The sequence below is a fragment of the Flavivirga amylovorans genome (assembly GCF_030540875.1).
Taxonomy (GTDB): Bacteria; Bacteroidota; Bacteroidia; order Flavobacteriales; family Flavobacteriaceae; genus Flavivirga; species Flavivirga amylovorans.
Map to the genome: position 1 here is coordinate 146,465 of NZ_JAUOEM010000006.1, position 23,044 is coordinate 169,508.

Sequence of the window (23,044 nt, forward strand, 5' to 3'; positions counted from 1 at the left end):
ACTATCTAATAAAAACTAAATCTGTTTCAGTAGACATAGGTTCACTAAAATTATAGCCTTCATAATTAAACGCCTTAATATCATCAAGAGTTTCAGCGTTTGTATCAATAACATACCGAGCCATAAAACCACGAGCCTGTTTAGCAAACGTCATAATCATTTTGTATTCACCGTTTTTAAAATCTTTAAAATTAGCAGTAATCACTGGCACTTTTAATGTTTTAATATCTATAGCTTTAAAATACTCATTACTAGCAAGGTTTAAAAATAATTCATCGTCTTCTAATTCTTCGTTTAAAGCATTAGTAATTTGCTTTTTCCAAAACTCATAAAGGTTTTTATTTTTCCCAACAGGAAATTTAGTTCCCATTTCCAAGCGGTAAGGTTGAATTAAATCGGTTGGTTTTAAGACTCCATATAAACCAGAAATAATTCTAACCGTATTTTGTAGCGTAGCAATTTTTTCCTCTGGAATATTATAAGCATTTAAGCCACGATACACATCACCACTAAAAGCATAAACAGCTGGTCTGGCATTATCTGCTGAAAAAGGCAATTGCCATTCTTGATTACGTTGATAATTTAACTGACCTAAAGCGTCAGAAATACGCATGAGTTTCGATAAACTTTTAGCAGATTTCTTTTTAAGTAACTTATTTAAACGTTCAGACTGTTTTAGAAACTGAGCTTCTGTATTTATAGTTGTTGGTAATTGACTTTCAAAATCAAGGGATTTTGCTGGTGACAAGACTAATTTCATTAAAACCGTATTTTAAGATAACTAAATTACAATAATTCTTTTATTTCTCCATTTTCATAACTAAAGTTATAATCACCTTTAATAATAAAATTTGAAGTAAATGCTTCTTCTTGAGTGGGATGCCATGTCTTTATAGTTTTGTTTATTAATATAAACAAACCATTTTCATTTCCTAATGCACAAAAACGTTCTAAGCTTCCATCAAAAACAGGAATACTTTTAATGTTATTTATTGAATTATAAATAGACTCAAGGTTGGTAGCTACTATACCTATTTCACTTATTGATAGTAACAACCTACTACTCTTATTCCTGATGCTTTGCATAAGTTTTCCATTTTTCAATGCATTGTTGCATATCGTTTGGAATTGGTGTGTCAAACCTCATAAACTCACCTGTTTTAGGATGTTTAAACCCTAAGGTCTTGGCATGTAATGCCTGCCGTGGTAATACCTTAAAACAATTCTCTACAAACTGTTTGTATTTAGTAAAGGTGGTTCCTTTTAATATTTTTTCGCCACCATAACGTTCATCATTAAAAAGTGTATGACCAATGTGTTTCATATGTACACGTATTTGGTGTGTACGTCCGGTTTCAAGTTTACAGGATACTAAAGTAACATATCCTAAGCGTTCTAAAACTTTATAATGGGTTACAGCTGGTTTCCCCTTATCGGCTTCATCATCTAAAAAGACCGTGTTTTGCAGTCGGTTTTTAGGATGACGACCAATATTACCTTCAACAGTGCCTTCTTCCTCATCTATATGTCCCCAAACAATAGCGACATACTCACGCTCACTAGTTTTTTTAGCAAATTGCAACGATAAATGAGCCATCGCCTTTTCGGTTTTAGCAACAACCAAAAGTCCACTGGTATCTTTATCTATTCTGTGTACTAATCCTGGTCGTTTACTAGAATTATTAGGTAAGTTATCAAACCTATGAATCAAAGCGTTTATAAGTGTTCCTGAATAATTCCCATGACCTGGATGCACGACCATACCTGCTGGCTTATTAACTACCAAAAGCTCATCATCTTCATAAACTACATCTATAGGAATATCTTCACCTACTAATAAGTTCTCGTGTGGTGGGTGGGTAAATAAGACTCGAATTTTGTCTAAAGGTTTTACTTTATAACTAGACTTTACAGTTTCATCATTAACAAAAATACTTCCGTTTTTTGCTGCTGCCTGAATTTTATTTCTGGTAGCATTTTCTACAAAATTCATTAAATATTTATCTATACGTAAAGGCGTCTGCCCTTTATCAACGGTAAAAGCGTAATGCTCGTAAAGACTATCTTCTTCAGGCAATTGTGGTGTATAATCGTCCATTTACAGTAAAAATCAGATATTAATAAGTAGTCTAATTTTAAGGTCTCTCGCCGTTACCTAAAACTAAATCTATTTTTGAAGTCTTAGCAAGCTTGTCCCCTTCTTTAATGGTTTTTCCTTTATGACGCATTTTAAGAACAAGGTCTTTACCAATATTGTTCTCGTAAATTATTTTACCCACTTGAAACCCTAAGGCTTCTAACATTGGTTTTGCTTGTCTAAAAGTACGCTCTTTTAAGTTTGGAACTTGTATTTTTCTATATCCTGATGGATTAAGTGTTAAATATATTTTCCTATTCTCCTTAACCTTCGTTCCTGCTGGCGGCTCTTGTTCGATAACCGAAAACTTAGGGTAATCTGGATTAAAATTTGCTGAGTCTTGAATTTGCATCACCAACTTATTCTCTTTTAATTCAATATTCGCTACACTTATGGATTTACCTGTTAAATTAGGAACCGTCTCAAAATCACCATGATTTGTTGAAGACTTTAACCATTGAAGCATTATAAAGCATAATACAAATACAGCAACTAGTGCTAATAGAACTTGTTTTAAGAATGTTTTACTGGTAATAAATTTAATTAGACTCATTTATTATTTTTTCGATAAGGCAAATATATAAAAACAGAACTGTTTTTTCTTTTGCAATATATATGATATTTTAGCTTGATGGATATTATCTTAATAATAGATACGTTTTATTATCTGTTTTTAGATGGATTAATTTACTCAAACATCAATGAAAAAAAATATTGCCATAATTATGGGAGGCTTTTCAAGTGAATATAAAATCTCTTTGAAAAGCGGAAATGTTGTTTATGAAACACTGGATACTACAAAATATAATGCATATCGTATTCATGTTTTTAAAGACAAATGGGTTTATGTAGATGCGAACAATGTTGAATTCCCTGTAAATAAAGATAATTTTTCTGTTCGGGTTGCCAATCGTGTAATTACTTTCGATTGTGTATTCAATGCTATTCATGGGTCTCCTGGCGAAGATGGATTTATTCAAGGGTATTTTGAGTTACTTAATATACCTCATACAAGTTGTGACATGTATCAAGCTGCATTAACATTTAATAAACGCGATTGTTTAAGTGTTTTAAAAGCTTATGGTATTAAAACGGCAACATCTTTTTATTTAAACTCAGGAGATACAATTAATGAAGACGATATTATTAAGAAAGTAAATTTACCGTGTTTTGTTAAAGCGAATAAAGCAGGAAGTAGTTTTGGAATTACCAAAGTACATAAAAAGGAAGATTTACAACATGCTATAGATGTTGCTTTTAAAGAAGATGATGAAATTATTATTGAATCCTTTTTAGATGGCATTGAAGTATCTGTTGGAGTTATTACTTATAAAGGAGAAACTAAGGTATTACCTATTACTGAAATTGTGAGTGAAAACGATTTTTTCGATTATGAAGCTAAGTATTTGGGTAAATCTCAAGAGATAACACCTGCAAGATTAAATAAAGAAGAAGAAGATAAAGTAACTTTCCTTGCCAAAAAGATCTATGAAGTTTTAAAAATGAAAGGCTTCTCTCGTACTGAATTTATTTTTAAAGATGGTGAACCGCATTTGTTGGAAATGAATACTATTCCTGGACTAACCAAAGAAAGTATTTTACCGCAACAAGCTGCAGCTGCTGGTATTCCGTTAGTCGAACTATTCGATAATGCTATCACAGAAGCTTTAAAACAATCATAACTAATAACAAATCAAACATTTACCACAACCTCAATTAAACGATAATAAATTTACTACAGGTAAAATAAAATTTGTATTTTTAAGAACATGAAACGAGCCATATTCCCTGGATCTTTTGATCCTATTACATTGGGACATTATGATATTATAAAACGTGGTGTTACTCTTTTTGATGAAGTAATTGTGGCCATAGGCGTAAATGCCGATAAAAAATATATGTTCTCATTAGAAGAGCGTAAACAATTTATTGAAGAAACTTTTGCTGACGAACCAAGAATAAAAGTTGTTACCTATAAAGGGTTAACAGTAGATTTTTGTAAGGAAATTGATGTAGAATTTATTTTACGTGGACTCCGTAATCCAGCAGATTTTGAATTTGAAAAGGCTATTGCTCATACCAACCGAGACTTAGCACCTATTGAAACTGTGTTCCTTTTAACATCGGCAGACACATCATATATTGCATCATCTATTGTTAGAGATGTTATAAGGAATAATGGAGATTACACAAAACTCGTACCTAAAAGCGTAAAAATTAAATGAAACTAATCTGGACAACTAGTTTATTTTTTATAGTTATTTTCAATAGCTACAGTCAAAAAAACTTAAACGACGAGAGTAAAGAAATTATCACTCTTGAAATTAAAGAGATGTTTAAAAACTATCACAATGACATTACAAAAAATGGCTTAGAAAGTGAGTTTAAATATTTAGATGCTTCTTCCGATTTTTTCTGGGTACCTCCTGGGTATAAGGAAACATTAGACTATGATACTGTAAAGAAGATATTAATCGAAAATTCTAAAATCGTTAATTTTATTGAATTTTCTTGGGAAAGCATAAAAATAGTTCCATTAACAAATGAAATAGCGAATTACTCGGGCATTATAAAATGTGTACAAGTTGACACTGATCATAATCCTATGATGTTTAAAATAATTGAATCAGGAACACTAATTAAACGTAAAGATGGCTGGAAATTCTTAAATGGCCAATCCAGAACGTTATAATTAACTAAATTATCATTCTATTTCTATTGGCTTCTTTATAACATAGCAGCAATTCCATTAATGTATAAAAAGGACTAAAACAACTGTTTATTAGTAACAAATTTCACTTATTATATACTAATAAGTAAATAATATGTTCTAACAGGTCATGATCCAAGGTATCAAATACATACTTATTAAATTAAAACTTATTCAGCCTTCTGAAAGAGATATTCAAATATGGGTATCAACAAAACGGGTTAAAAGAATAGAGTATGCATTAGAACATGGCAATTATAAAACTAGAAAATTAGCCGCAGAAGCTCTAGGTGAAACAGGGTATACATCTTCGATTCCAATACTTTTTAAAGCCATTAATGATAATGTACATAATGTATCAATAGCAGCTTTAAATGCTCTTGAAACGATTGGTTGCGATGATGAATTAGAAACTACAATTATTAAAAAAAGGTTTAATTGGGTTAAAAGTAAACGTGAAAAAGACGCTAAGCTCGAAGCCAATAAAGGAAAAAAGTATACCATTTATAGATGGGAACGTGCCAGTAAAAAATCTTTTGATCGTGTGAAAGAACAACTCAAAAGACCTATGCGGTAGTTCTTAGTTCTTAGTTCTTAGTTCTTAGTTCTTAGTTCTTAGTTCTTAGTTCTTAGTTCTTAGTTCTTAGTTCTTAGTTCTTAGTTCTTAGTTCTTAGTTCTTAGCAAAAAAAAACTTTTAACTTTTAACAAGCTTACAACTTATATTCTGAAAGCCCTTTGGTAAAAGCCTCAGGGTTTTCTGCTAAGTGGTAACGCGGATCATCAATATCTTCAATAATAACTTCTCTGAATTTTGGACTAGATTTGTATAATAAGATTTTACAATCTTCGCTTAAATGTTTCAGTTTTACTGTTTTTCCTTCAGCTTCATACTTATTAACTAAATTAAAAATAGCCTCTATCGCAGAATGATCACTTATTCTTGATTCTACAAAGTCAACCTCTACTTCTTGCGGATCATTTTTTATATCAAACTTTTCATTAAAAGCGATAATAGATCCAAAAAATAAAGGCCCCCAAATTTCGTATACCTTAGTACCATCCTCACGCATACGTTTTCTAGCTCTAATACGTTTTGCATTTTCCCATGAAAACACTAAAGCACTTATAATAACACCTGCAATAACAGCAATTGCTAAATCGAAAATAACAGTTAATGTAGATACTGCTATTAAAACTATAACATCTGTAACTGGAATTTTATTTAAGATTCTAAAACTACTCCAGGCAAATGTGCCTATTACAACCATAAACATAACACCAACTAAAGCTGCAATTGGTACCTGCTCAATAAGCCCAGAAGCGAATAAAATAAAAACCAACAGCATTAATGCTGCGACAACACCAGACAATCTACCACGTCCACCACCTTTAATATTAATAAGTGATTGCCCTATCATGGCACAGCCTCCCATACCACCAAATAATCCAGTAATAATGTTAGCACCACCTTGTGCCAAACATTCTCTGTTGGTGTTTCCTCTAGTATCTGTTAATTCATCAACAAGGTTCAATGTCATTAAAGATTCTATTAAACCTATGGCTGCTAATATTAAAGCATAAGGGCCAATAAATTTAATAGTCTGCCAGTTAAATGGCACTTTACTAAATATATCTGTTTGAAATTGCGGTAAGCCACCTTTTAAACCTTCACCACCTCCATCACGAATAAAACTACCAACCGTTGCCACATCAAAATCACCAAAAATAGCAATAGCAGACACCACTAAAATAGCAATTAAAGCTTCTGGTAGTTTTTTAGTTAGTTTAGGCAAACCAAACATAATCCCCATAGTTAAGGCTACAAGACCTAACATAATCCACATTTGAGACCCGTTAAACCAATCGCCATTAACATCCTTGAACATTCCTAATTGTGAAATAAAAATTACAATAGCTAAGCCATTTACAAACCCCATCATAACTGGATGCGGAATCAACCTTACAAATTTTCCAAGTTTTAAAACACCTGCAAGCATTTGTATGCCCCCCATTAAAATAACCGTAGCAAACAAATAATAAAGACCAAGGTTTTCTCCTTCTGCTCCAAAAGCATTTCCCTCTGCAACTAAACTTACCATAACGACAGCTAAAGCTCCTGTAGCACCACTAATCATCCCTGGTCGACCACCAAAAATAGATGTTATTAAACCAATCATAAAAGCAGCATATAACCCAACTAATGGATCCACACCTGCAACAAATGCAAAAGCTACAGCCTCTGGCACTAAAGCCAAAGCTACCGTTATTCCACTTAAAACATCGTTTTTGGCATTCGCTGTACGCTTTCTGATAAATTCTGTCATGGCTTATTTTTTGAAGGTGCAAATTTACACTTAAAATACAGAGAAGCAATAAGTAATCTTCATTTTGATAAGGAATTACACTAAAACGATTGAGTAACACACTAATATACAGCAATCTAATTGTTATTCAGCCACACTAACGCTTTTTCTCTATCTTGAAATACTTGAATATTTTTATAAATATTTCCATTAACATTTAGTAATGTTTCGGTAGACATTAATGCTCCACTGGTACCAATAACAATAGCTAATGCATGGAGTCCTTTTAAATGAGCAATTTTTCTTTGGGCTTGAAATGTATAACTATAAGAATGTTTTTTGTTTACCAATAGCGAAAAAGGGGGTTCTAAATTATCTAACAAAAAGTCATGAAGCTCTACAACTTTTATTTCGTCCATGAGTATGGCTTCTTTAGCAATTACTTCTGCCAAATTGTTTCTTATAATAAAGATAGTACCAAAAGATAATTCATAACTTTTCATATAAAACCCTTTTTTGAGAGATTAATAAAATCATAAACAACTTCAAAAAAAACTGCCACATGGTTAGCATGGAAGATATTACCTACAAGACTAAGTTAGTTATTTTTTTCTAATTTTAGATTTTTTAAAAATATATTTACAAATTAATAACATACCTATTACTACATGAGGCTAGTTTTTATCTTCCTGATTTTATGTATTTCTTGCACAAATTCAAATAAAAAATCGGTACCTAATTTTGAGACACATTTCGAAAAATCGAAAGGATTAGAAACCGCTACGTACCAACAAACCATTCAGTTTCTGCAAAACATTTACAATCTACAATTTAACAGCTTTCAACGTAAAAATTAATGGGTACAATTTATCTTTTGTTACATACATTCCTGATTCCGTTTCCTCTAAATCTGATAAAACATTATAGGGGCTCTCATCATATTCTTTTAAATACTCAATATGCAAGCCAGCTTCAGTTAAAGCAGAAACGACCTCGCCCAAACCATGATTCCACCCATATTCCTTACTAACCATTTTTGATTCTTGATTAGCGTAAGTACCTTCATATTCTTCATAAATCACATCGGCTTGCATATAACCATATTTCATTACTGGCGTATTACCTAGATAATCAAACATCCAAACAATGGGATGAAATTCAGCCATAAAAAATGTCCCTCCCAGTTTTAAGCGTTCAGCAATCATTTGTCCCCAAGGTTTTAAGTCAGGTAACCAACCAATCACGCCATAACTCGTATAAACAATATCAAATGTATCTTTTATAAACTCTGACGTATTTAAAACATTGCAACAAACAAATTCAGCGTCTAAGTTTAGTTCCTCATTTAAACGCTGCGCTAATGCAATACCTTCATCACTTAAATCGACACCAGTACATTTAGCACCTAACCTACTCAAACTTAATGTATCCTGTCCAAAATGGCATTGTAAATGTAAAAGCGATTTACCTTTTACATGCCCCAAAGCATCTAATTCATAAGACATTAAAGAAGATTTACCTTTTTTAAAGTTCTCTAAATCGTACATATCACTTTTTGCATGTACTTTTACTTTATCATTCCAAGTAGCCTTGTTTGTATTAAAATAAATATCGTTAGTTTTCATTGTATAAATTTAATTCTTCAAGATAAAACATCTTGTTGAATGTTCTATATCTTTACCAAAAATTTCGATTATGAAAAAATTTATCCTTATAGCACTTATCATATCTGTAAGCGTTTCTTCTTGTAAGCAAAAACAAGAAAAAGCAATAGAAACTAAACCATTAACTATTGCCGAAAAAATAGCAAATGCGCATGGTTTTGAAAACTGGAAACATGTTACTAGTATCAATTTCACTTTTAATGTAGACAAAGACAGCATCCATTTTGAAAGAACCTGGATCTGGAAACCGAAAACAAATGATGTTATAGCAACAAGTAAAAATGACACAATTAGTTATAATAGAACTAAAATTGATTCAACTCTAACAAAAACAGATAGCGGGTTTATAAACGACAAATTCTGGTTATTGGTCCCATTTCAATTGGTTTGGGATGAGGGCTTAAATATTTCTGTACCAACAAAGGAAATCTCACCAATTAGTAAAACAGAGATAAATAAAATCACATTAACCTATTCTAATAAAGGTGGTTATACGCCTGGCGATGCCTATGACATCTATTATGGAGATGATTTTTTAATTAAAGAATGGATTTTTAGAGAAGGAAATTCTAATGAACCATCTATGATTACTACTTTTGAAAACTATCAAGATTATAATGGTATTAAGATTGCTTTAGATCACAAAAAAGCAGATGCTAATTGGAATCTTAACTTCACTAATATAAAAATTGAAGTTGATTAAAACTGAACTCATTTAGACTTTTAGGATTTAAGCGAAAATTAGAAGTTTTTGGCTGTGTTGTCCCGCAAATGCGGGATTGAGTTACATAGCAGAGTTACGGAAGGAAAAAAAGACAAAAACAGAGTAGAAAACAGGAATTTTTTAGCAAATTGAAAAAGTCTAAATGAGTTCACTGATTATTTGTATCTCAAAAAGTTAAAATGAAATCTAAATAACAAAATTTTGGCAAAATTCTTTATTTCCTCTGTAATGTAAACATCTAAACTACGACTAAATCCGTATATAAAGTATAATATAGAATTTTCCGCATTTGCGCCTATATATATTCAAAGCGCTTCAGTCAATGGTTGAAGTGCTTTTTCTTTTAATTTATTCTTTTTTTAATCTTTAAACTCATTAGCTACATGAGCACCATCACAAAAAGGTTTGTTTGCCGAAGCACCACATCTACAAAAGGCCGTAGTTTTATTTTTAGTTTCTTGATTTCCATCTTTATAAGTTACTTTCAATGTACCGTAAATCAATAACGGCCCATTTTTTAAAACCTCAACTTTTGTCTCAAAAGATTCTTCTGCTTTATCATCTTTATCAACCTCAGCATTCATATAATAACGCAATGCCCCAGAAGGACACTGTTTAACTTGATCTATAATAACATCTGTAGAAGCAGCATCTATTTTAATCCATGGTCGGTCTCTTGGCTGAAAGACTTCAGGTAAACCTTTAGCACAAATTGCCGAATGTATACATTTTTCAGCTTCCCAAACAACTGTAGTTTCTCCGTTTGAATATTCCTTTATTTTACCCATAATGTCTGTTTTTTACTAAAGGTACAAAATAATGGTCTTTTTAAATATTTATGATAACTCGTTTGGTTTAATTATAATCATGCAAATGCCTCTCTATTTCCATAGCCCCTTTTTTTATTATAGATAAATAAGAGGCTATATTCTCAGACTTAAACCTGCTTGATGGCCCTGAAACACTAATACCTGCAACAACTTCTTTATTTTTATTAAATACAGGTATAGCTATACAAATAAGACCTAATTCAAGCTCTTCCATATCTAATGCATATCCTTTTGTTTTTATCTGTTCCAGTTCAACCAATAAATTCTTAGAAGTAATAATGGTATTTGTAGTAAACGCTTCTAGTTTGACATGTTTCAAATAATCTGATATTAAATTTGCAGACGAAAACGCCAAAAGCACTTTCCCTAAAGCCGTACAATATGCTTTTTGATACGACCCTATTTGTGTACTAACCTTCAACCCCTGTTCACTTTCTGCCTTATTTAAATACAATACTTGATTATTTCTCAATATTCCGAAATGTACTGTTTCTTTAATATCCTTAGCTATATTCTCTAAAGGAATTCTAGAAAAGGTTCTTAATGATTTATGTACAGAAACTAAATTTCCCAGTTCGAACAATTTAAGTCCTAAAATATATTTATCATCATCATTCTTTTGTACAATATCCAAAGATTCTAATGTGCTTAATAAACGATAGGTCGTCGTCTTATTATAACCTGTTTTTTTTGCCAACTCACGTACACCCCACTCTTGTTTATTATCTAAATACACCTCTAAAAGCTTAAATGCTTTTATAACAGATAAATTTAAATCTTTATTAACCTCCTCCATATAAGCGTATTAATTAAAATTTATTTTGTTTTGAAAGACAAAATAGTTTTGTTATTCAAAAATAAGTATTATTTTTGAAACAGTGTTTCGTATTGTGAAACATTTTTTCATTAACAGCATCATAATCAACATTAAACCCTAAGCTTTAAAATGCATAAAGCAACCTTAGATTACGCAAAACAACAAGATGAGTTGGACGAGCTTTCTATGTATCGCAATCAATTTCATATTCCTAAAGACAAAAACGGGAATGAACTGATTTATATGACAGGAAACTCGCTTGGGCTTCAACCAAAACAAACAAAAGCATATATAAACCAAGAACTGGAAGATTGGGCTAATTTAGGTGTAGAAGGACATACTGAAGCAAAAAATCCTTGGTTAGCTTATCATGAATTTTTAACAGAAAGCATGGCAAATGTGGTTGGTGCAAAACCTATTGAAGTAGTTACCATGAATACGTTAACAGCTAATCTGCACTTTATGATGGTCTCTTTTTATAAGCCAACAAAAACGCGTTATAAAATAATTATTGAAAGTGATGCTTTTCCATCTGACAAATATGCTGTAGAATCTCAATTACGACATCATGGTTTTGATGAAGCAGACGGACTAATTCTTTGGAAACCAAGAAAAAATGAAGAACTTCTACGTTATGAAGATCTAGAAACTATTCTAGAAAAGCATGGTAACGAAGTGGCATTAATAATGATTGGTGGTGTAAACTATTATACAGGGCAATATTTCAATTTAAAACGCATTACAGAACTTGGACACAAGTATAATTGTATGGTTGGATTTGATTGTGCTCATGGTGCTGGAAATGTAGAACTTAATCTACATGATTCTGGAGCAGATTTTGCCGTTTGGTGTACTTACAAGTATTTAAATTCTGGTCCAGGAAGTCTAGCTGGTTGTTTTATACATGAAAGACACGCATATAACAAAGACTTAAATCGTTTTACAGGTTGGTGGAGTCATAATAAGAAAACTCGTTTTAACATGCGTCATGAATTTGATGTGCTTCCAGGAGCAGAAGGGTGGCAGCTTAGTAACCCTCCTATATTATCAATGGCAGCTATTAAAGCATCTTTAGATATTTTTAATGAAGTAGGCATAAAAAAATTAACAGAAAAATCTAAAAAACTAACAGGTTACTTTGAGTTTTTGCTAAAGCAATTAGGAGAAGATACTATTAAAATAATAACACCTGTCAATTCAAATGAACGTGGTTGTCAACTATCCATACAAGTTTTAAATGCAGACAAAGCATTACACAATAAATTAACAGAAGCAGGAGTAATAAGTGACTGGAGAGAACCCGATGTTATTCGTTGTGCTCCTACGCCACTTTATAATTCATTTCAAGACGTTTATCACATGGTTGATAAATTAAAAGATATTTTAAATAAGAAAAACTGAAATAGAGTAAATCTTGTCTAAAAAGAATAAAACATTAATGATAAAAAAAGTATCCGAATATCGTTTTTTAGACCTATTGGTAACCTCAAACAAATCACTTTTAGGGGTTTTATATTTTTTAAAACGTAAAAAATTTGATTATTTAATAATTACAAAAATTAGGATACTATATATTATTAGAAATAAAGTTATAAAGAATATATCATATAATTATAACTTTAAAGTTAGTTTCAATTCTATGAAAAATAGAATCGAATTTTATAATAGTAAACAAAAAAAAGAATATATTGAGTTACATGATTTCAAAATCACTCTCAATGAAATTCAACAAATAAAAAGCATCTTAAGTTAGTATCGTAACGTAAGGCGAGAATGAAACTATGAAAACAAAACAAAACATACTCATTATAGGTGCTGGGCTTTGTGGTTCTCTTTTAGCTTTACGCTTAGGTCAAAGAGGTTATAATGTATCGGTTTACGAGATGCGTCCAGACTTACGTAAAGTAGATATTAGTGCAGGACGTTCCATAAATTTAGCGTTTTCAGACCGTGGCAATAAAGCCATGGAACTAGTTGGTATTGAAGAGAAAGTAAAAGCCCTTTGTATTCCTATGAACGGGCGTATGATTCATAATAAAGCAGGTGATACTTTTTTATCAAATTATAGCGGACGTAGCCATGAATATATCAATTCCGTTTCTCGCGGCGGACTCAACGCATTGCTTTTAGACGAAGCTGAAAAACACGAAAATGTTTCTATCTATTTCAACAAAAAATGCAAATCAGTAGATTTCACGAAAACAACAGCATTATTTAAAGATTACGAAACAAAATCAGAATTCATAGAAGATGCCGATGTCATTATTGCCACAGATGGCGCAGGCTCTGCATTACGAAAAAGCTACTATTTATCTAAAAAATTCCTATTCAGCTTTTCACAGGACTATTTAACACATGGTTATAAAGAACTAAGTATTCTACCAACCAAAACTGGTGATTATAAAACTTATAAAAATGCATTACACATATGGCCTCGTGGTTCTTTTATGCTCATTGCCCTACCAAATTTAGATGGTAGTTTTACAGTTACCTTATTTTTAGGTTATGATGAAGGCACATACAATTTCAATAATTTAACAACCCCAGAAATGGTATCAGAGTTTTTTCAAAAAGAATTCCCTGATGCTTTAGAACTAATGCCTAATCTCACTGAAGACTTTTTTAATAACCCAACAGCGCCATTAGGGACCGTAAAATGCTCTCCTTGGCATTATAAAGGCAATACACTATTAATGGGTGATTCTGCACATGCCATTGTACCATTTTATGGACAAGGCATGAATGCCTCTTTTGAAGATGTTGTAGAGTTCGATGCTGTTTTAGATCAGAATTTAGAAAACTGGGAAACTGTATTTAAATCCTATGAAGCCACTCGTAAAAAAGATACCGATGCTATTGCAGATTTGGCCATAGATAACTTTCATGAAATGAAAGATCACGTTGCCAATCCTATATTTCAGGAAAAGCGTAAATTAGAAATGGCTTTAGAACAACATTTTCCAGACGCGTATTCATCAAAATACTCTTTGGTTACTTTTAATGAAAACATGGGTTACCATGGAGCCATGACAAGAGGACGCGCACAAGACAAGGCCATTTTAAACATGATCGCAAATAAGGATATCCCGACTGTGCTTGATATGACAAAAGATGAATTAAAGCAGACCTTAAAAAGAATTCAACAAGAAACCAATGATATTCTTGAAGACGATAAAATTGCTGCATTAAAAAAATGATTATGAGTGAAAACAAAAACGTAACACCAAGAGGCGCTTATCCACATACAAAACGTGTTAGTGATTTTATATTTGTATCTGGAACAAGTTCTCGCAGAGCAGATAATACAATTGCTGGGGTCGATATTATTGACGACATGGGCACGAAACATTTAAACATTGAAGTACAAACCCGTGAGGTTTTAAAAAACATAGAAAAGAATTTAGCTAAAGAAGGTGCTACTTTAAAAGATGTGGTTGATGTGACATCTTTTCTAGTAAACATGAATGATTTTTCTGGTTATAATAAAACCTATGCGGAATTCTTTGATGTTGAAACCGGGCCTACACGAACCACTGTTGCAGTACACCAATTACCACATCCTGATTTGGTTGTGGAGATTAAGGTTATGGCTTATAAGAAATTAAAACCTAATCATTGACTAGAACCTTCATTAGATGATAGTCTGTAAAATGTTAGAAAATGATAATTATAAAAATTAATCAAATGTCCCCTCGAGCGCAGTCGAGAGGTTTATAATGAAAACGTATTATGTATATATCATAAAATGTTCTGATGGACTCACTTACACTGGAGTTACAAATAATATTTCAAGACGTTTTGAAGAACATCAAAAGGGCTTGAATAAAAGTTGTTTCACTTTTAAAAGAAGACCTTTAGAATTGATTTTTAATCAAAATTTTAATGATATTAATCAAGCTATCTATTTTGAAAAGAAAATTAAAAATTGGAGTGCAAAGAAAAAGTTAGCTTTAGCTAACGAAAATTTCGATATGTTACAAATTTTAGCTGAATGTAGAAATGCAACACATTCAAATTATAATCCAGAAAACAATTGAGGTCTCGACTGCGCTCGACCAGACAAAATGAATAAAATCAAAAACTACATAAACGGTCAATTTCTTAATCCATCATCAAACGTTTGGATAGACAACTATTGTCCTGCTAATGGTAAAGTTTACGGACAAATACCAAACGCTTCAAAAGCCGATGTAGAAAACGCATATATCGCTGCAAAATCTGCTTTTCCAAGTTGGTCGGAAACCACTCTAGAAGAACGAAGTAGAATTTTAATTAAGATTTCAGAATTACTAGAAGCTAATTTGCAACGCTTTGCAGAAGCTGAAAGTAAAGACAATGGTAAACCTGTTAGTTTAGCAAAAACTATCGATATACCAAGAGCAGCAAGTAACTTCCGTTTTTTTGGGAATGCTATTACACAATTCGCTAGCGAAAGTCATGAAAGTATTGGGCAAGATGCTATAAATTATACATTACATCAACCCATAGGTGTAGTAGGCTGTATTTCTCCATGGAACCTCCCTCTCTATCTCTTTACCTGGAAAATAGCTCCTGCTATTGCTGCAGGAAATTGTGTAGTTGCCAAACCAAGTGAAATAACGCCTATGACAGCTTATTTATTAGGAGAAATTTGTACCGAAGCAGGCTTGCCCAGAGGTGTTTTAAACATTGTTCATGGTTTAGGCTCCACAACAGGCCAAGCCATTATAGAACACCCAGACATTAAAGCCATTTCGTTTACAGGTGGTACGGAAACGGGTGCACATATTGCGAGAGTAGCCGCACCCATGTTTAAGAAATTGTCACTGGAATTGGGTGGTAAGAATCCAAATATCATTTTTGCAGATTGCAATTATAATGATATGTTAGAGACTACGGTGCGTTCATCGTTTGCTAATCAAGGTCAAATTTGTTTATGTGGAAGTCGCATTTTTGTTGAAGCAACTATTTACGAGAAGTTTAAAACTGATTTTGTTAAAAAAGTCAAACAACTTAAAGTTGGACATCCTTCAAAGGAAGATACCAATATAGGTGCTTTAGTTTCTAAACCTCATCTGGAAAAGGTTATGCAATACATTGACATTGCAAAAGAAGAAGACGGAACCATTCTTTATGGAGGCAATAAAGTTACTATTGCTGGTTACGAAGATGGTTATTATATAGAACCTACTATTATTGAAGTAACAACAGACGAATGCAGAGTAAATCAAGAAGAAATTTTTGGTCCTATAGTAACAATCATGCCTTTTAATACTGAAGATCACGTTTTGCAAATGGCTAATAAAGTCAAATATGGCCTATCAGCTACATTATGGACAAATAACTTAAAGCGTACCATGAGAATGAGTAATCAATTACATGCTGGTATTATTTGGGTAAATACATGGATGTTGCGCGACTTACGAACACCTTTTGGAGGCGTTAAAGCTTCTGGTGTTGGAAGAGAAGGTGGTTTTGAAGCATTCCGTTTTTTCACTGAAGCTAAAAACGTATGTATAAAGTATTAGCATTATGATAGCTTTAGAAAACAATATTTATTTTTCGTCTGAAACCAATGATATGGATTTAAACCTTATCTATACATTTATTAAAAACTCTTATTGGGGGGAATCAAGAACCTTAGAAGAACAGAAAAAAGCTATGGAGAATACAATCAATTATGGGCTCTTTCATAATGGAAATCAAATTGCTTATGCCAGAGTCATGACCGATAAAGTGTTTTTTGCTTACCTATTAGATGTTTTTGTTATTGAAGATTACCAAGGTAAAGGGTATTCAAAATTATTAATTGACAAGATTTTAAACTTTCCTGAATTAAAAAACGTTGATAAATGGATGCTTGCAACAAAAGACGCGCATAAACTTTATGAACGATTTGGGTTTAAAACTGTGAAAAGTCCTGAAAAATTAATGGAAAAATTAAGCCAACGTGCTAAAATAATATACGAATAATATGAATTTAAACTTAAATAATAAAAATGCTTTGGTTTGTGGAAGCACACAAGGCATTGGCAAAGCAACAGCAATAGCATTAGCTCAAGAAGGCGTTAATTTAACTCTAGTGGCCAGAAACAGAGATAAACTCAAGGACGTATTAAATGAATTACCAAAACATAGAAATCATAACTTTATTGTAGCCGATTTTTCAGAGCCTAGAGATTTACAAGAAAAAGTAATCAATTTTATAGATAAAAACCATGGATTTCATATTCTTGTTAACAATACTGGTGGGCCTAAAAGTGGCAATATTTTAACAGCTAGTTTAGAAGAATTTGAAAATGCCTTTATACAACATCTTAAATGCAATCATGTGTTAGCTCAAGCTACTATCCCATTTATGAAAGAAGAAGGTTTTGGAAGGATTATAAATATTATTTCTACCTCAGTTAAAGAGCCTATTCCTGGACTTGGCGTTAGCAACACTACCAGAGGAGCAGTTGGTAATTGGAGTAAAACCTTATCTAATGAAGTAGCTGAATTTGGCATTACCGTGAATAATGTATTACCAGGCTTTACTGAAACCGAACGCTTAGAAGAGATTATTCAAATAAAAGCAAAAAGTGTTGGTACTACCGTTGAAGAAATGACTAAGATCATGAAAAGTCACACACCAGCTAAACGTTTTGCAAAACCTGAAGAAACGGCAAATACCGTTACGTTTTTAGCAAGTGAAGCAGCCAGTTATATCAATGGAATTAATATTCCTGTTGATGGTGGGCGAACAAAAAGTTTGTAACTTTATAAAGTAAGAGGTTTATGCATTAAAACGTCGATAACTTTCGAGATATTTAAAACGTAAGTTTTACTCGCAAGTTGGTAAGTCTGATAATAAAAATAATATATAAACAAATGAGCAAATTAGTTTCTCCTTTAAATTTTAAAACTTGGATTGAAGAAAACAGACATCTTTTAAAACCGCCCGTTGGGAATAAATGTGTTTGGAAAGATGGAGATTTTATTGTTATGGTTGTTGGTGGTCCCAACAACAGAAAGGATTACCATTATAATGAAACTCCAGAGTTTTTCTATCAAGTTGAAGGTGATATGGTTTTAAAAATCATAGATGGTAACACACCAAAAGATGTACATATTAAAGAAGGCGACATCTATTTACTGCCTCCAAAAGTACCTCATTCACCTCAACGTTTAGCGAATACAGTTGGTTTAGTTATTGAGTATCCGCGTTCTAAAAAGATGAAAGATGCTCTAGAATGGTACTGCGAAAATTGCAATAATTTACTATATAGAAAGAACTTTAAGCTTGATAATATAGAAACAGATATGCCTAAAATTTTTGACAAATATTACTCCAGCGAAAAAAAATGCACTTGTAAAAAGTGTGGAACAAAAATGGAAGCTCCTAAAAAAGTTTAAGAAAAAAAATATGACACGCAAACTCCGAATCAATGGGCATTCACATTTACTTCCTTATCCTGAGGAGATTCCCCAATTCATGAAAGAAAAAGAAATCTTCTGGGTAGATGACGAACGTAAATACATGCTCCAAAAGGGCTGGAGAAGACCCGTAACAGATTCTAGTTTCTTCTTACATGAAAAACTGGAATGGATGGAACGTAATAAATTAGACCATGCTGTTGTTTTAAACTTATCTCAACTTTATGGTAATGGATTGCGTTTGGAAGAAATGAAAAAAGCGCTCCGTTTTCAAAATGACTTTAATGCTAAAGTACAGCATGATCACCCAGATAAATTTACCTGCGGTTTTGTCGTGCACCCAGGATTTATCCACGGTGCTTTGTACGAAGTAGAGCGTTGCGTTGAGCAACTGGAAATGAAAGTACTGTGTTTACCGACTCATTTTATGGATTCTATCGGACAATGGCGTTCTGTTTTTGACAAAGAAAATGATGCCATCTTTGAGTTGGCTAACAAGTATAAATTAGCCATTGAAATACATCCTTATGACGGAGATAAAATGATTAATCTAGAAAATTCATCATGGCGATTTCATTTAATATGGATGCTGGCGCAATGTGGAGATGCTTATCATTTTTACACATTAAATGGAATGCAAGAACGTTTTCCTAATATAAGAACTTGTTTTGCGCATGGAGGTCAACTAGCACAAATGAATTTGGGAAGACGTATTCAGGGATTTGATGGCAGACCAGATTTATTTAAAGGGAAACACCATCCTAGAAAAGCCGTTGGACATCCTAATATTTATTTTGATACTTTGGTACATGATACCGATTCGTTAAAACTCATGATAGACCGTCAAGGTAGCAATCAAGTTATTATGGGCTTAGATGATCCCTACCCGTTAGGTGAAATGGAAAGTGATGCACAATCTTCTTATCCTGGAAAATTACTAGACTTGGCTATTGAGAAGCATGTAATTAACGAAAAACAATACGACGATATATGGGAAGACAATGTATTACGGTGGCTATTTGGTGATGATGATATTGCGAAACAAAAATTGATAAATAGAATTCTAGCTAATTAAAATTAATTATGCATTTTATACCCGAAGAGTTAGACCATTATATTGTAAAACATTCTGAAAATGAACCTGAATTATTACAACAACTAGGCAGAGAAACCTATCAAAAAATATTACAACCACGAATGCTTAGCGGACACTACCAAGGACGTGTGCTAAGTATGATTTCTAAACTAGTGAATCCAATAAACATATTGGAAATAGGAACTTACACAGGCTATTCAGCGTTATGCCTAGCTGAAGGGATGCATGCTTCTGGAGCTTTACACACCATTGATATAAATGAAGAGTTGGCTGATTTTCAGCGAAAGTATTTTGACAAATCAAATTATGGAAATCAAATTTTTCAACATATAGGAAATGCCTTGGAAATTATTCCAGCTTTAGATGTAACTTTCGATTTAGTTTTTATTGATGCCGATAAAGAAAACTACCCTAATTATTTTAACATCGTTATTGATAAATTAAACCCAGGTGGTATTATTTTATCCGACAACGTACTTTGGAGTGGTAAAATACTTGAAGACTTAAAACCTGATGACACCTCTACAAAAGCGCTCTTAGAATACAATACACTCTTAAAAAACGATGATAGAATTGAAACGGTGGTCCTACCTATTAGAGATGGCTTAACAATTAGTAGAAAAATCAAATAGCAACCTTCCCTTATACAGCTACGAGTGATTTTATAGATTCATTTTTTTCTGAAAATTTTGATTTGCTAAGCTGAATATTTGTTTCAATTATTTGATAAAACTCATAAGTATCAAATGGTTTATAAATAATATCATTGAAACCAATACCATTATCGTAACAATCCTTCTTTATACTATCAACATCAGACGCTGTTAATGCTAGTATAGGAATTTGATTATCAAACTCTCTAATGTGACGAGTGGCCTCTTTTCCATTCATTATGGGCATATTAATATCCATTAAGATAAGATCAAACTTATTAACCTTGGCTATATTTAATGCCTCTAAACCATTACTAACAACAACAGATTCGTAATTAGCCTTTTTTAATAAGTTTTGTGTAACAACTTGGTTTATCTTATTATCTTCTACTATTAAAATCTTATACTTTTTGTTTAAAGATTTTAATTCTACTTCATTTTTCGATTTAAGTTTATTTTTTTCTACTTCAACTTCATCAATGTCAAAAGTGATATTAAAACTGAACATACTACCGACTCCTAATTCACTTTGAAGTTCAATTTTACTATCAAATAACTCAACTAAATTTTTAGTAATAGAAAGTCCTAAACCAGTTCCTTGATAGTTAATATTATTATTCTCATCTAATTGAGAAAAATTATCAAAAACCGTATCGAATTTATGCCTCGGAATACCACAACCATCATCTTCAATTTCAAAACGTATATTAACTTCTTTAGCGTCTGTTTCTAACATTTTTACTCGAAGATCAATACAGCCACTTTCAGTAAATTTTATACTGTTACCTATTAAATTAATTAAAATTTGTGACAACCTTACATTATCACATTTTATAAATTCCGGAAGTCGCTTATCTATTAATACATTAATTCGATTATTAGTTTCCTTCAACCTGAAATCAAAAGAATCGACAATATTTTTTATTAATGTTTTTAAATTAACCGAAGTGTTTTTTAACTCTATTTTTTGTGATTCTATTTTACTTACTTGTAAAATATCATTAATAAGGTTCAACAAATAATCTCCTGAGTATTTTAGTGAATTTATTAGCTTGGCATCACTTTCTCTTAAATCATTATTTTCAAGAAGTAATGATGTAATTCCAACAACTCCATAAAGCGGCGTTCGTAATTCGTGCGTTACATTTGATATAAATTTAGATTTTAACTCTGATGATTTTACAGCTTCGTTTCGGGCAATTTCTAATTGTTCATTCTGGTCTTTTAAAATATTAGTCAGTTTTCTTTTAGAAACGTAACTTCTATAAACTGTAATTAGCGACACCAAAAACAAAAACAATGCTATCGTAATAATAATGTTTAAGTTTTTTACTTTATTAGTAATTTCAATTTGATGTATTCGTTTGGTGTTTGCTATTTGAGCGTCTTTTTTATAATCCTCAATAAGAAATTTTGATTCTGCAATAGACTTACTTTCCGATAACGTCTCATCTGTATATTTATACTTGTAAGTATTATATTTCTGCAATGCAGCATAAGCCTGCTTATCTAAATTTTGTTTATCTAAAGACAAGGCTAGTTTTTCATAGACATTAAGCAGAAGTAAATTATTATGTCTTTTATTACCATCTTCGTTTTTTTCTAAATATAATAATGCTTCATTAAATTTTTTATTAGCACTGTTGAACAATTCTTTAGTAAGAAAATAGATTCCTTGGGTATACTTTAAATATCCGTATGCGTTTGCATCTGCTTGGTAATTGTATAAGCTTTCTTCAGCTCTTAAAAGGTGTATTAAAGCGTCTTCTGTTAAGTTATTATCTAAATAGACTTGACACAAATTAATTTGAATATCAAATAGAAGACTTTGTTGTTTATCTAGATTGTTATGATCCTTAATATTACCTATTGATGCATACTCTAATGCATTCTCAAAATAAGGACTTAACTCTTTAAATGATTTCTTTTGTTTGTAAAGCTTTCCCAGATTTAGATATGAATTAGCTATTAAATAGTTATCATCTATTTCTAATGAAGAATTAAGAGAAGTAATAAATCTTTTCTCGGCAGCATCATACTCATCTATGGAACTATAAATCTGACCTTGAATAAAATTCGCTAATGAACTGCCATAAATATCATTAATAGATTCTGACAATTTTTTAGATTCATTAATAGAAGATAATGCATGAATCACTTCGTTATTATCATAATAACGTAAAGCATTAGAGTTTAAACTATCAATTTGAAACAGTAAATGTTTGTCATCTTGAGAAAAAGCAAGAGTAATAGTACACAGAAAACATACAAGCAAGCTCGTTTTCATTTGGTTTAGTCTTTTAGGTTAGATTTGGATTTACAATATATTTTTATCTACAATAGAAAATAAAAATACTCGTTGAAACCATAATTAAAACGTTAACAGGTAATTTAAAGAGATAAAAACTTACAAATATATTAAAATTTACGTTTTACAGAACCAGTAAAATCCTCTAAATCATCTTTTACCTTGTTAAGTTCTTTCTTAACATCGTCTGTAAGGTTTGTATCAATACCATTTTTTTCTGCAGTTTTAGTAATCTCATGCTTAATATCATTTGTAGCATCTTTTAGGGTACGCATCCCTTTTCCTAAACCACGGGCAATTTCCGGTAGCTTATCTGCTCCGAAAACCATGATAACAATAAATAGTATAAATGCTATTTCTGCACCACTGATAAATAAAAATGTAGCTTGTTGTATCACAACGCAAA

26 protein-coding genes are annotated in these 23,044 nt (G+C 31.8%); 15 read left to right on the top strand and 11 right to left on the bottom strand.

Annotated features, from left to right (window positions below; all coding sequences use genetic code 11):
* Nucleotide 1 precedes the first annotated feature (1 nt).
* From yaaA to Q4Q39_RS16685, 4 genes are read right to left on the bottom strand one after another with little or no spacing between them, the layout of a single operon-like run.
* Nucleotides 2–760, bottom strand: coding sequence for a peroxide stress protein YaaA (gene yaaA / locus Q4Q39_RS16670; protein ID WP_303283686.1), 759 nt, complete (start codon nucleotides 758–760; stop codon nucleotides 2–4).
* Between the two features lie 26 nt (nucleotides 761–786).
* Complete coding sequence (locus tag Q4Q39_RS16675; protein WP_303283687.1) at nucleotides 787–1,086, bottom strand: hypothetical protein; 300 nt, start codon at nucleotides 1,084–1,086, stop codon at nucleotides 787–789.
* On the bottom strand, nucleotides 1,067–2,098 hold the full coding sequence (locus Q4Q39_RS16680; RefSeq protein ID WP_303283688.1) for an RluA family pseudouridine synthase: 1,032 nt from the start codon (nucleotides 2,096–2,098) through the stop codon (nucleotides 1,067–1,069). The genes Q4Q39_RS16675 and Q4Q39_RS16680 overlap by 20 nt, the downstream gene beginning before the upstream one ends.
* A gap of 37 nt (nucleotides 2,099–2,135) precedes the next feature.
* A complete protein-coding gene (locus Q4Q39_RS16685; protein ID WP_303283689.1) occupies nucleotides 2,136–2,690 on the bottom strand; it encodes a PASTA domain-containing protein in 555 nt (184 codons plus the stop codon).
* Nucleotides 2,691–2,838: 148 nt separating this feature from the next.
* Between Q4Q39_RS16685 and Q4Q39_RS16690 the strand changes: the two genes are divergently transcribed.
* The 4 genes from Q4Q39_RS16690 (at nucleotide 2,839) to Q4Q39_RS16705 (ending at nucleotide 5,424) form a co-directional block, all read left to right on the top strand.
* Nucleotides 2,839–3,819, top strand: coding sequence for a D-alanine--D-alanine ligase (locus tag Q4Q39_RS16690; protein ID WP_303283690.1), 981 nt, complete (start codon nucleotides 2,839–2,841; stop codon nucleotides 3,817–3,819).
* Between the two features lie 87 nt (nucleotides 3,820–3,906).
* On the top strand, nucleotides 3,907–4,362 hold the full coding sequence (coaD, locus tag Q4Q39_RS16695; protein ID WP_303283691.1) for a pantetheine-phosphate adenylyltransferase: 456 nt from the start codon (nucleotides 3,907–3,909) through the stop codon (nucleotides 4,360–4,362).
* Entirely contained in the window at nucleotides 4,359–4,829 is a 471-nt protein-coding gene (locus tag Q4Q39_RS16700; RefSeq protein WP_303283692.1) for a hypothetical protein, read from the top strand. The genes coaD and Q4Q39_RS16700 overlap by 4 nt, the downstream gene beginning before the upstream one ends.
* Nucleotides 4,830–4,977: 148 nt before the next feature.
* On the top strand, nucleotides 4,978–5,424 hold the full coding sequence (locus tag Q4Q39_RS16705) for a HEAT repeat domain-containing protein (protein WP_303283693.1): 447 nt from the start codon (nucleotides 4,978–4,980) through the stop codon (nucleotides 5,422–5,424).
* 134 nt (nucleotides 5,425–5,558) lie between these two features.
* Here the strand turns inward: Q4Q39_RS16705 and Q4Q39_RS16710 are convergent, their stop codons facing one another.
* The 3 genes from Q4Q39_RS16710 to Q4Q39_RS16720 form a co-directional block, all read right to left on the bottom strand.
* The gene (locus tag Q4Q39_RS16710; RefSeq protein ID WP_303283694.1) at nucleotides 5,559–7,172 is read right to left on the bottom strand and encodes a SulP family inorganic anion transporter; all 1,614 of its coding nucleotides are present in this window, start codon (nucleotides 7,170–7,172) and stop codon (nucleotides 5,559–5,561) included.
* Nucleotides 7,173–7,288: 116 nt separating this feature from the next.
* The gene (locus Q4Q39_RS16715; RefSeq protein ID WP_303283695.1) at nucleotides 7,289–7,654 is read right to left on the bottom strand and encodes a hypothetical protein; all 366 of its coding nucleotides are present in this window, start codon (nucleotides 7,652–7,654) and stop codon (nucleotides 7,289–7,291) included.
* A gap of 321 nt (nucleotides 7,655–7,975) precedes the next feature.
* Nucleotides 7,976–8,776: a class I SAM-dependent methyltransferase gene (locus Q4Q39_RS16720; protein ID WP_303283696.1), complete on the bottom strand. Its 801-nt coding sequence runs from the start codon at nucleotides 8,774–8,776 to the stop codon at nucleotides 7,976–7,978.
* A gap of 70 nt (nucleotides 8,777–8,846) precedes the next feature.
* Here Q4Q39_RS16720 and Q4Q39_RS16725 point away from each other — a divergent pair, with 70 nt between their 5' ends.
* On the top strand, nucleotides 8,847–9,518 hold the full coding sequence (locus tag Q4Q39_RS16725; RefSeq protein WP_303283697.1) for a hypothetical protein: 672 nt from the start codon (nucleotides 8,847–8,849) through the stop codon (nucleotides 9,516–9,518).
* Nucleotides 9,519–9,898: 380 nt separating this feature from the next.
* On the opposite strand, the gene Q4Q39_RS16730 is transcribed toward Q4Q39_RS16725, so the two are convergent.
* Nucleotides 9,899–10,327: a (4Fe-4S)-binding protein gene (locus Q4Q39_RS16730; protein ID WP_303283698.1), complete on the bottom strand. Its 429-nt coding sequence runs from the start codon at nucleotides 10,325–10,327 to the stop codon at nucleotides 9,899–9,901.
* Between the two features lie 67 nt (nucleotides 10,328–10,394).
* Nucleotides 10,395–11,165, bottom strand: coding sequence for an IclR family transcriptional regulator (locus Q4Q39_RS16735; RefSeq protein ID WP_303283699.1), 771 nt, complete (start codon nucleotides 11,163–11,165; stop codon nucleotides 10,395–10,397).
* Nucleotides 11,166–11,315: 150 nt separating this feature from the next.
* Between Q4Q39_RS16735 and kynU the strand changes: the two genes are divergently transcribed.
* The 10 genes from kynU (at nucleotide 11,316) to Q4Q39_RS16785 (ending at nucleotide 20,309) form a co-directional block, all read left to right on the top strand.
* Nucleotides 11,316–12,587, top strand: coding sequence for a kynureninase (kynU, locus tag Q4Q39_RS16740; protein ID WP_303283700.1), 1,272 nt, complete (start codon nucleotides 11,316–11,318; stop codon nucleotides 12,585–12,587).
* A 380-nt stretch (nucleotides 12,588–12,967) separates the two neighbouring features.
* Nucleotides 12,968–14,383: an FAD-dependent oxidoreductase gene (locus Q4Q39_RS16745; protein ID WP_303283702.1), complete on the top strand. Its 1,416-nt coding sequence runs from the start codon at nucleotides 12,968–12,970 to the stop codon at nucleotides 14,381–14,383.
* Nucleotides 14,384–14,385: 2 nt separating this feature from the next.
* Nucleotides 14,386–14,805, top strand: coding sequence for a RidA family protein (locus Q4Q39_RS16750; RefSeq protein WP_303283703.1), 420 nt, complete (start codon nucleotides 14,386–14,388; stop codon nucleotides 14,803–14,805).
* A 97-nt stretch (nucleotides 14,806–14,902) separates the two neighbouring features.
* On the top strand, nucleotides 14,903–15,223 hold the full coding sequence (locus tag Q4Q39_RS16755) for a GIY-YIG nuclease family protein (protein WP_303283704.1): 321 nt from the start codon (nucleotides 14,903–14,905) through the stop codon (nucleotides 15,221–15,223).
* A 27-nt stretch (nucleotides 15,224–15,250) separates the two neighbouring features.
* The gene (locus Q4Q39_RS16760; protein ID WP_303283705.1) at nucleotides 15,251–16,693 is read left to right on the top strand and encodes an aldehyde dehydrogenase; all 1,443 of its coding nucleotides are present in this window, start codon (nucleotides 15,251–15,253) and stop codon (nucleotides 16,691–16,693) included.
* A gap of 4 nt (nucleotides 16,694–16,697) precedes the next feature.
* The gene (locus Q4Q39_RS16765; RefSeq protein WP_303283706.1) at nucleotides 16,698–17,138 is read left to right on the top strand and encodes a GNAT family N-acetyltransferase; all 441 of its coding nucleotides are present in this window, start codon (nucleotides 16,698–16,700) and stop codon (nucleotides 17,136–17,138) included.
* Nucleotide 17,139: 1 nt separating this feature from the next.
* On the top strand, nucleotides 17,140–17,922 hold the full coding sequence (locus Q4Q39_RS16770; protein WP_303283707.1) for an SDR family oxidoreductase: 783 nt from the start codon (nucleotides 17,140–17,142) through the stop codon (nucleotides 17,920–17,922).
* A gap of 113 nt (nucleotides 17,923–18,035) precedes the next feature.
* Nucleotides 18,036–18,560, top strand: coding sequence for a 3-hydroxyanthranilate 3,4-dioxygenase (locus tag Q4Q39_RS16775; protein WP_303283708.1), 525 nt, complete (start codon nucleotides 18,036–18,038; stop codon nucleotides 18,558–18,560).
* 10 nt (nucleotides 18,561–18,570) lie between these two features.
* Entirely contained in the window at nucleotides 18,571–19,656 is a 1,086-nt protein-coding gene (locus tag Q4Q39_RS16780) for an amidohydrolase family protein (RefSeq protein ID WP_303283709.1), read from the top strand.
* Between the two features lie 8 nt (nucleotides 19,657–19,664).
* Nucleotides 19,665–20,309, top strand: coding sequence for an O-methyltransferase (locus tag Q4Q39_RS16785; protein WP_303283710.1), 645 nt, complete (start codon nucleotides 19,665–19,667; stop codon nucleotides 20,307–20,309).
* A gap of 10 nt (nucleotides 20,310–20,319) precedes the next feature.
* On the opposite strand, the gene Q4Q39_RS16790 is transcribed toward Q4Q39_RS16785, so the two are convergent.
* Complete coding sequence (locus Q4Q39_RS16790) at nucleotides 20,320–22,617, bottom strand: ATP-binding protein (RefSeq protein WP_303283711.1); 2,298 nt, start codon at nucleotides 22,615–22,617, stop codon at nucleotides 20,320–20,322.
* 131 nt (nucleotides 22,618–22,748) lie between these two features.
* Nucleotides 22,749–23,036: a Sec-independent protein translocase subunit TatA/TatB gene (locus Q4Q39_RS16795; RefSeq protein ID WP_303283712.1), complete on the bottom strand. Its 288-nt coding sequence runs from the start codon at nucleotides 23,034–23,036 to the stop codon at nucleotides 22,749–22,751.
* Nucleotides 23,037–23,044: the final 8 nt, after the last annotated feature.

Excerpts from the sequence above, each read along its gene's own strand:
- Q4Q39_RS16690 (WP_303283690.1), top strand. The coding sequence starts at position 2,839 with ATGAAAAAAAATATTGCCATAATTATGGGAGGCTTTTCAAGTGAATAT.
- Q4Q39_RS16780 (WP_303283709.1), top strand. The coding sequence starts at position 18,571 with ATGACACGCAAACTCCGAATCAATGGGCATTCACATTTACTTCCTTAT.
- Q4Q39_RS16785 (WP_303283710.1), top strand. The coding sequence starts at position 19,665 with ATGCATTTTATACCCGAAGAGTTAGACCATTATATTGTAAAACATTCT.
- kynU (WP_303283700.1), top strand. The coding sequence starts at position 11,316 with ATGCATAAAGCAACCTTAGATTACGCAAAACAACAAGATGAGTTGGAC.
- Q4Q39_RS16675 (WP_303283687.1), bottom strand. The coding sequence starts at position 1,086 with ATGCAAAGCATCAGGAATAAGAGTAGTAGGTTGTTACTATCAATAAGT.
- Q4Q39_RS16770 (WP_303283707.1), top strand. The coding sequence starts at position 17,140 with ATGAATTTAAACTTAAATAATAAAAATGCTTTGGTTTGTGGAAGCACA.
- Q4Q39_RS16680 (WP_303283688.1), bottom strand. The coding sequence starts at position 2,098 with ATGGACGATTATACACCACAATTGCCTGAAGAAGATAGTCTTTACGAG.
- Q4Q39_RS16710 (WP_303283694.1), bottom strand. The coding sequence starts at position 7,172 with ATGACAGAATTTATCAGAAAGCGTACAGCGAATGCCAAAAACGATGTT.
- Q4Q39_RS16745 (WP_303283702.1), top strand. The coding sequence starts at position 12,968 with ATGAAAACAAAACAAAACATACTCATTATAGGTGCTGGGCTTTGTGGT.
- Q4Q39_RS16765 (WP_303283706.1), top strand. The coding sequence starts at position 16,698 with ATGATAGCTTTAGAAAACAATATTTATTTTTCGTCTGAAACCAATGAT.
- Q4Q39_RS16775 (WP_303283708.1), top strand. The coding sequence starts at position 18,036 with ATGAGCAAATTAGTTTCTCCTTTAAATTTTAAAACTTGGATTGAAGAA.
- Q4Q39_RS16715 (WP_303283695.1), bottom strand. The coding sequence starts at position 7,654 with ATGAAAAGTTATGAATTATCTTTTGGTACTATCTTTATTATAAGAAAC.
- Q4Q39_RS16760 (WP_303283705.1), top strand. The coding sequence starts at position 15,251 with ATGAATAAAATCAAAAACTACATAAACGGTCAATTTCTTAATCCATCA.
- Q4Q39_RS16685 (WP_303283689.1), bottom strand. The coding sequence starts at position 2,690 with ATGAGTCTAATTAAATTTATTACCAGTAAAACATTCTTAAAACAAGTT.
- Q4Q39_RS16720 (WP_303283696.1), bottom strand. The coding sequence starts at position 8,776 with ATGAAAACTAACGATATTTATTTTAATACAAACAAGGCTACTTGGAAT.
- Q4Q39_RS16700 (WP_303283692.1), top strand. The coding sequence starts at position 4,359 with ATGAAACTAATCTGGACAACTAGTTTATTTTTTATAGTTATTTTCAAT.
- Q4Q39_RS16735 (WP_303283699.1), bottom strand. The coding sequence starts at position 11,165 with ATGGAGGAGGTTAATAAAGATTTAAATTTATCTGTTATAAAAGCATTT.
- Q4Q39_RS16750 (WP_303283703.1), top strand. The coding sequence starts at position 14,386 with ATGAGTGAAAACAAAAACGTAACACCAAGAGGCGCTTATCCACATACA.
- coaD (WP_303283691.1), top strand. The coding sequence starts at position 3,907 with ATGAAACGAGCCATATTCCCTGGATCTTTTGATCCTATTACATTGGGA.
- Q4Q39_RS16790 (WP_303283711.1), bottom strand. The coding sequence starts at position 22,617 with ATGAAAACGAGCTTGCTTGTATGTTTTCTGTGTACTATTACTCTTGCT.
- yaaA (WP_303283686.1), bottom strand. The coding sequence starts at position 760 with ATGAAATTAGTCTTGTCACCAGCAAAATCCCTTGATTTTGAAAGTCAA.
- Q4Q39_RS16725 (WP_303283697.1), top strand. The coding sequence starts at position 8,847 with ATGAAAAAATTTATCCTTATAGCACTTATCATATCTGTAAGCGTTTCT.
- Q4Q39_RS16755 (WP_303283704.1), top strand. The coding sequence starts at position 14,903 with ATGAAAACGTATTATGTATATATCATAAAATGTTCTGATGGACTCACT.
- Q4Q39_RS16730 (WP_303283698.1), bottom strand. The coding sequence starts at position 10,327 with ATGGGTAAAATAAAGGAATATTCAAACGGAGAAACTACAGTTGTTTGG.
- Q4Q39_RS16705 (WP_303283693.1), top strand. The coding sequence starts at position 4,978 with ATGATCCAAGGTATCAAATACATACTTATTAAATTAAAACTTATTCAG.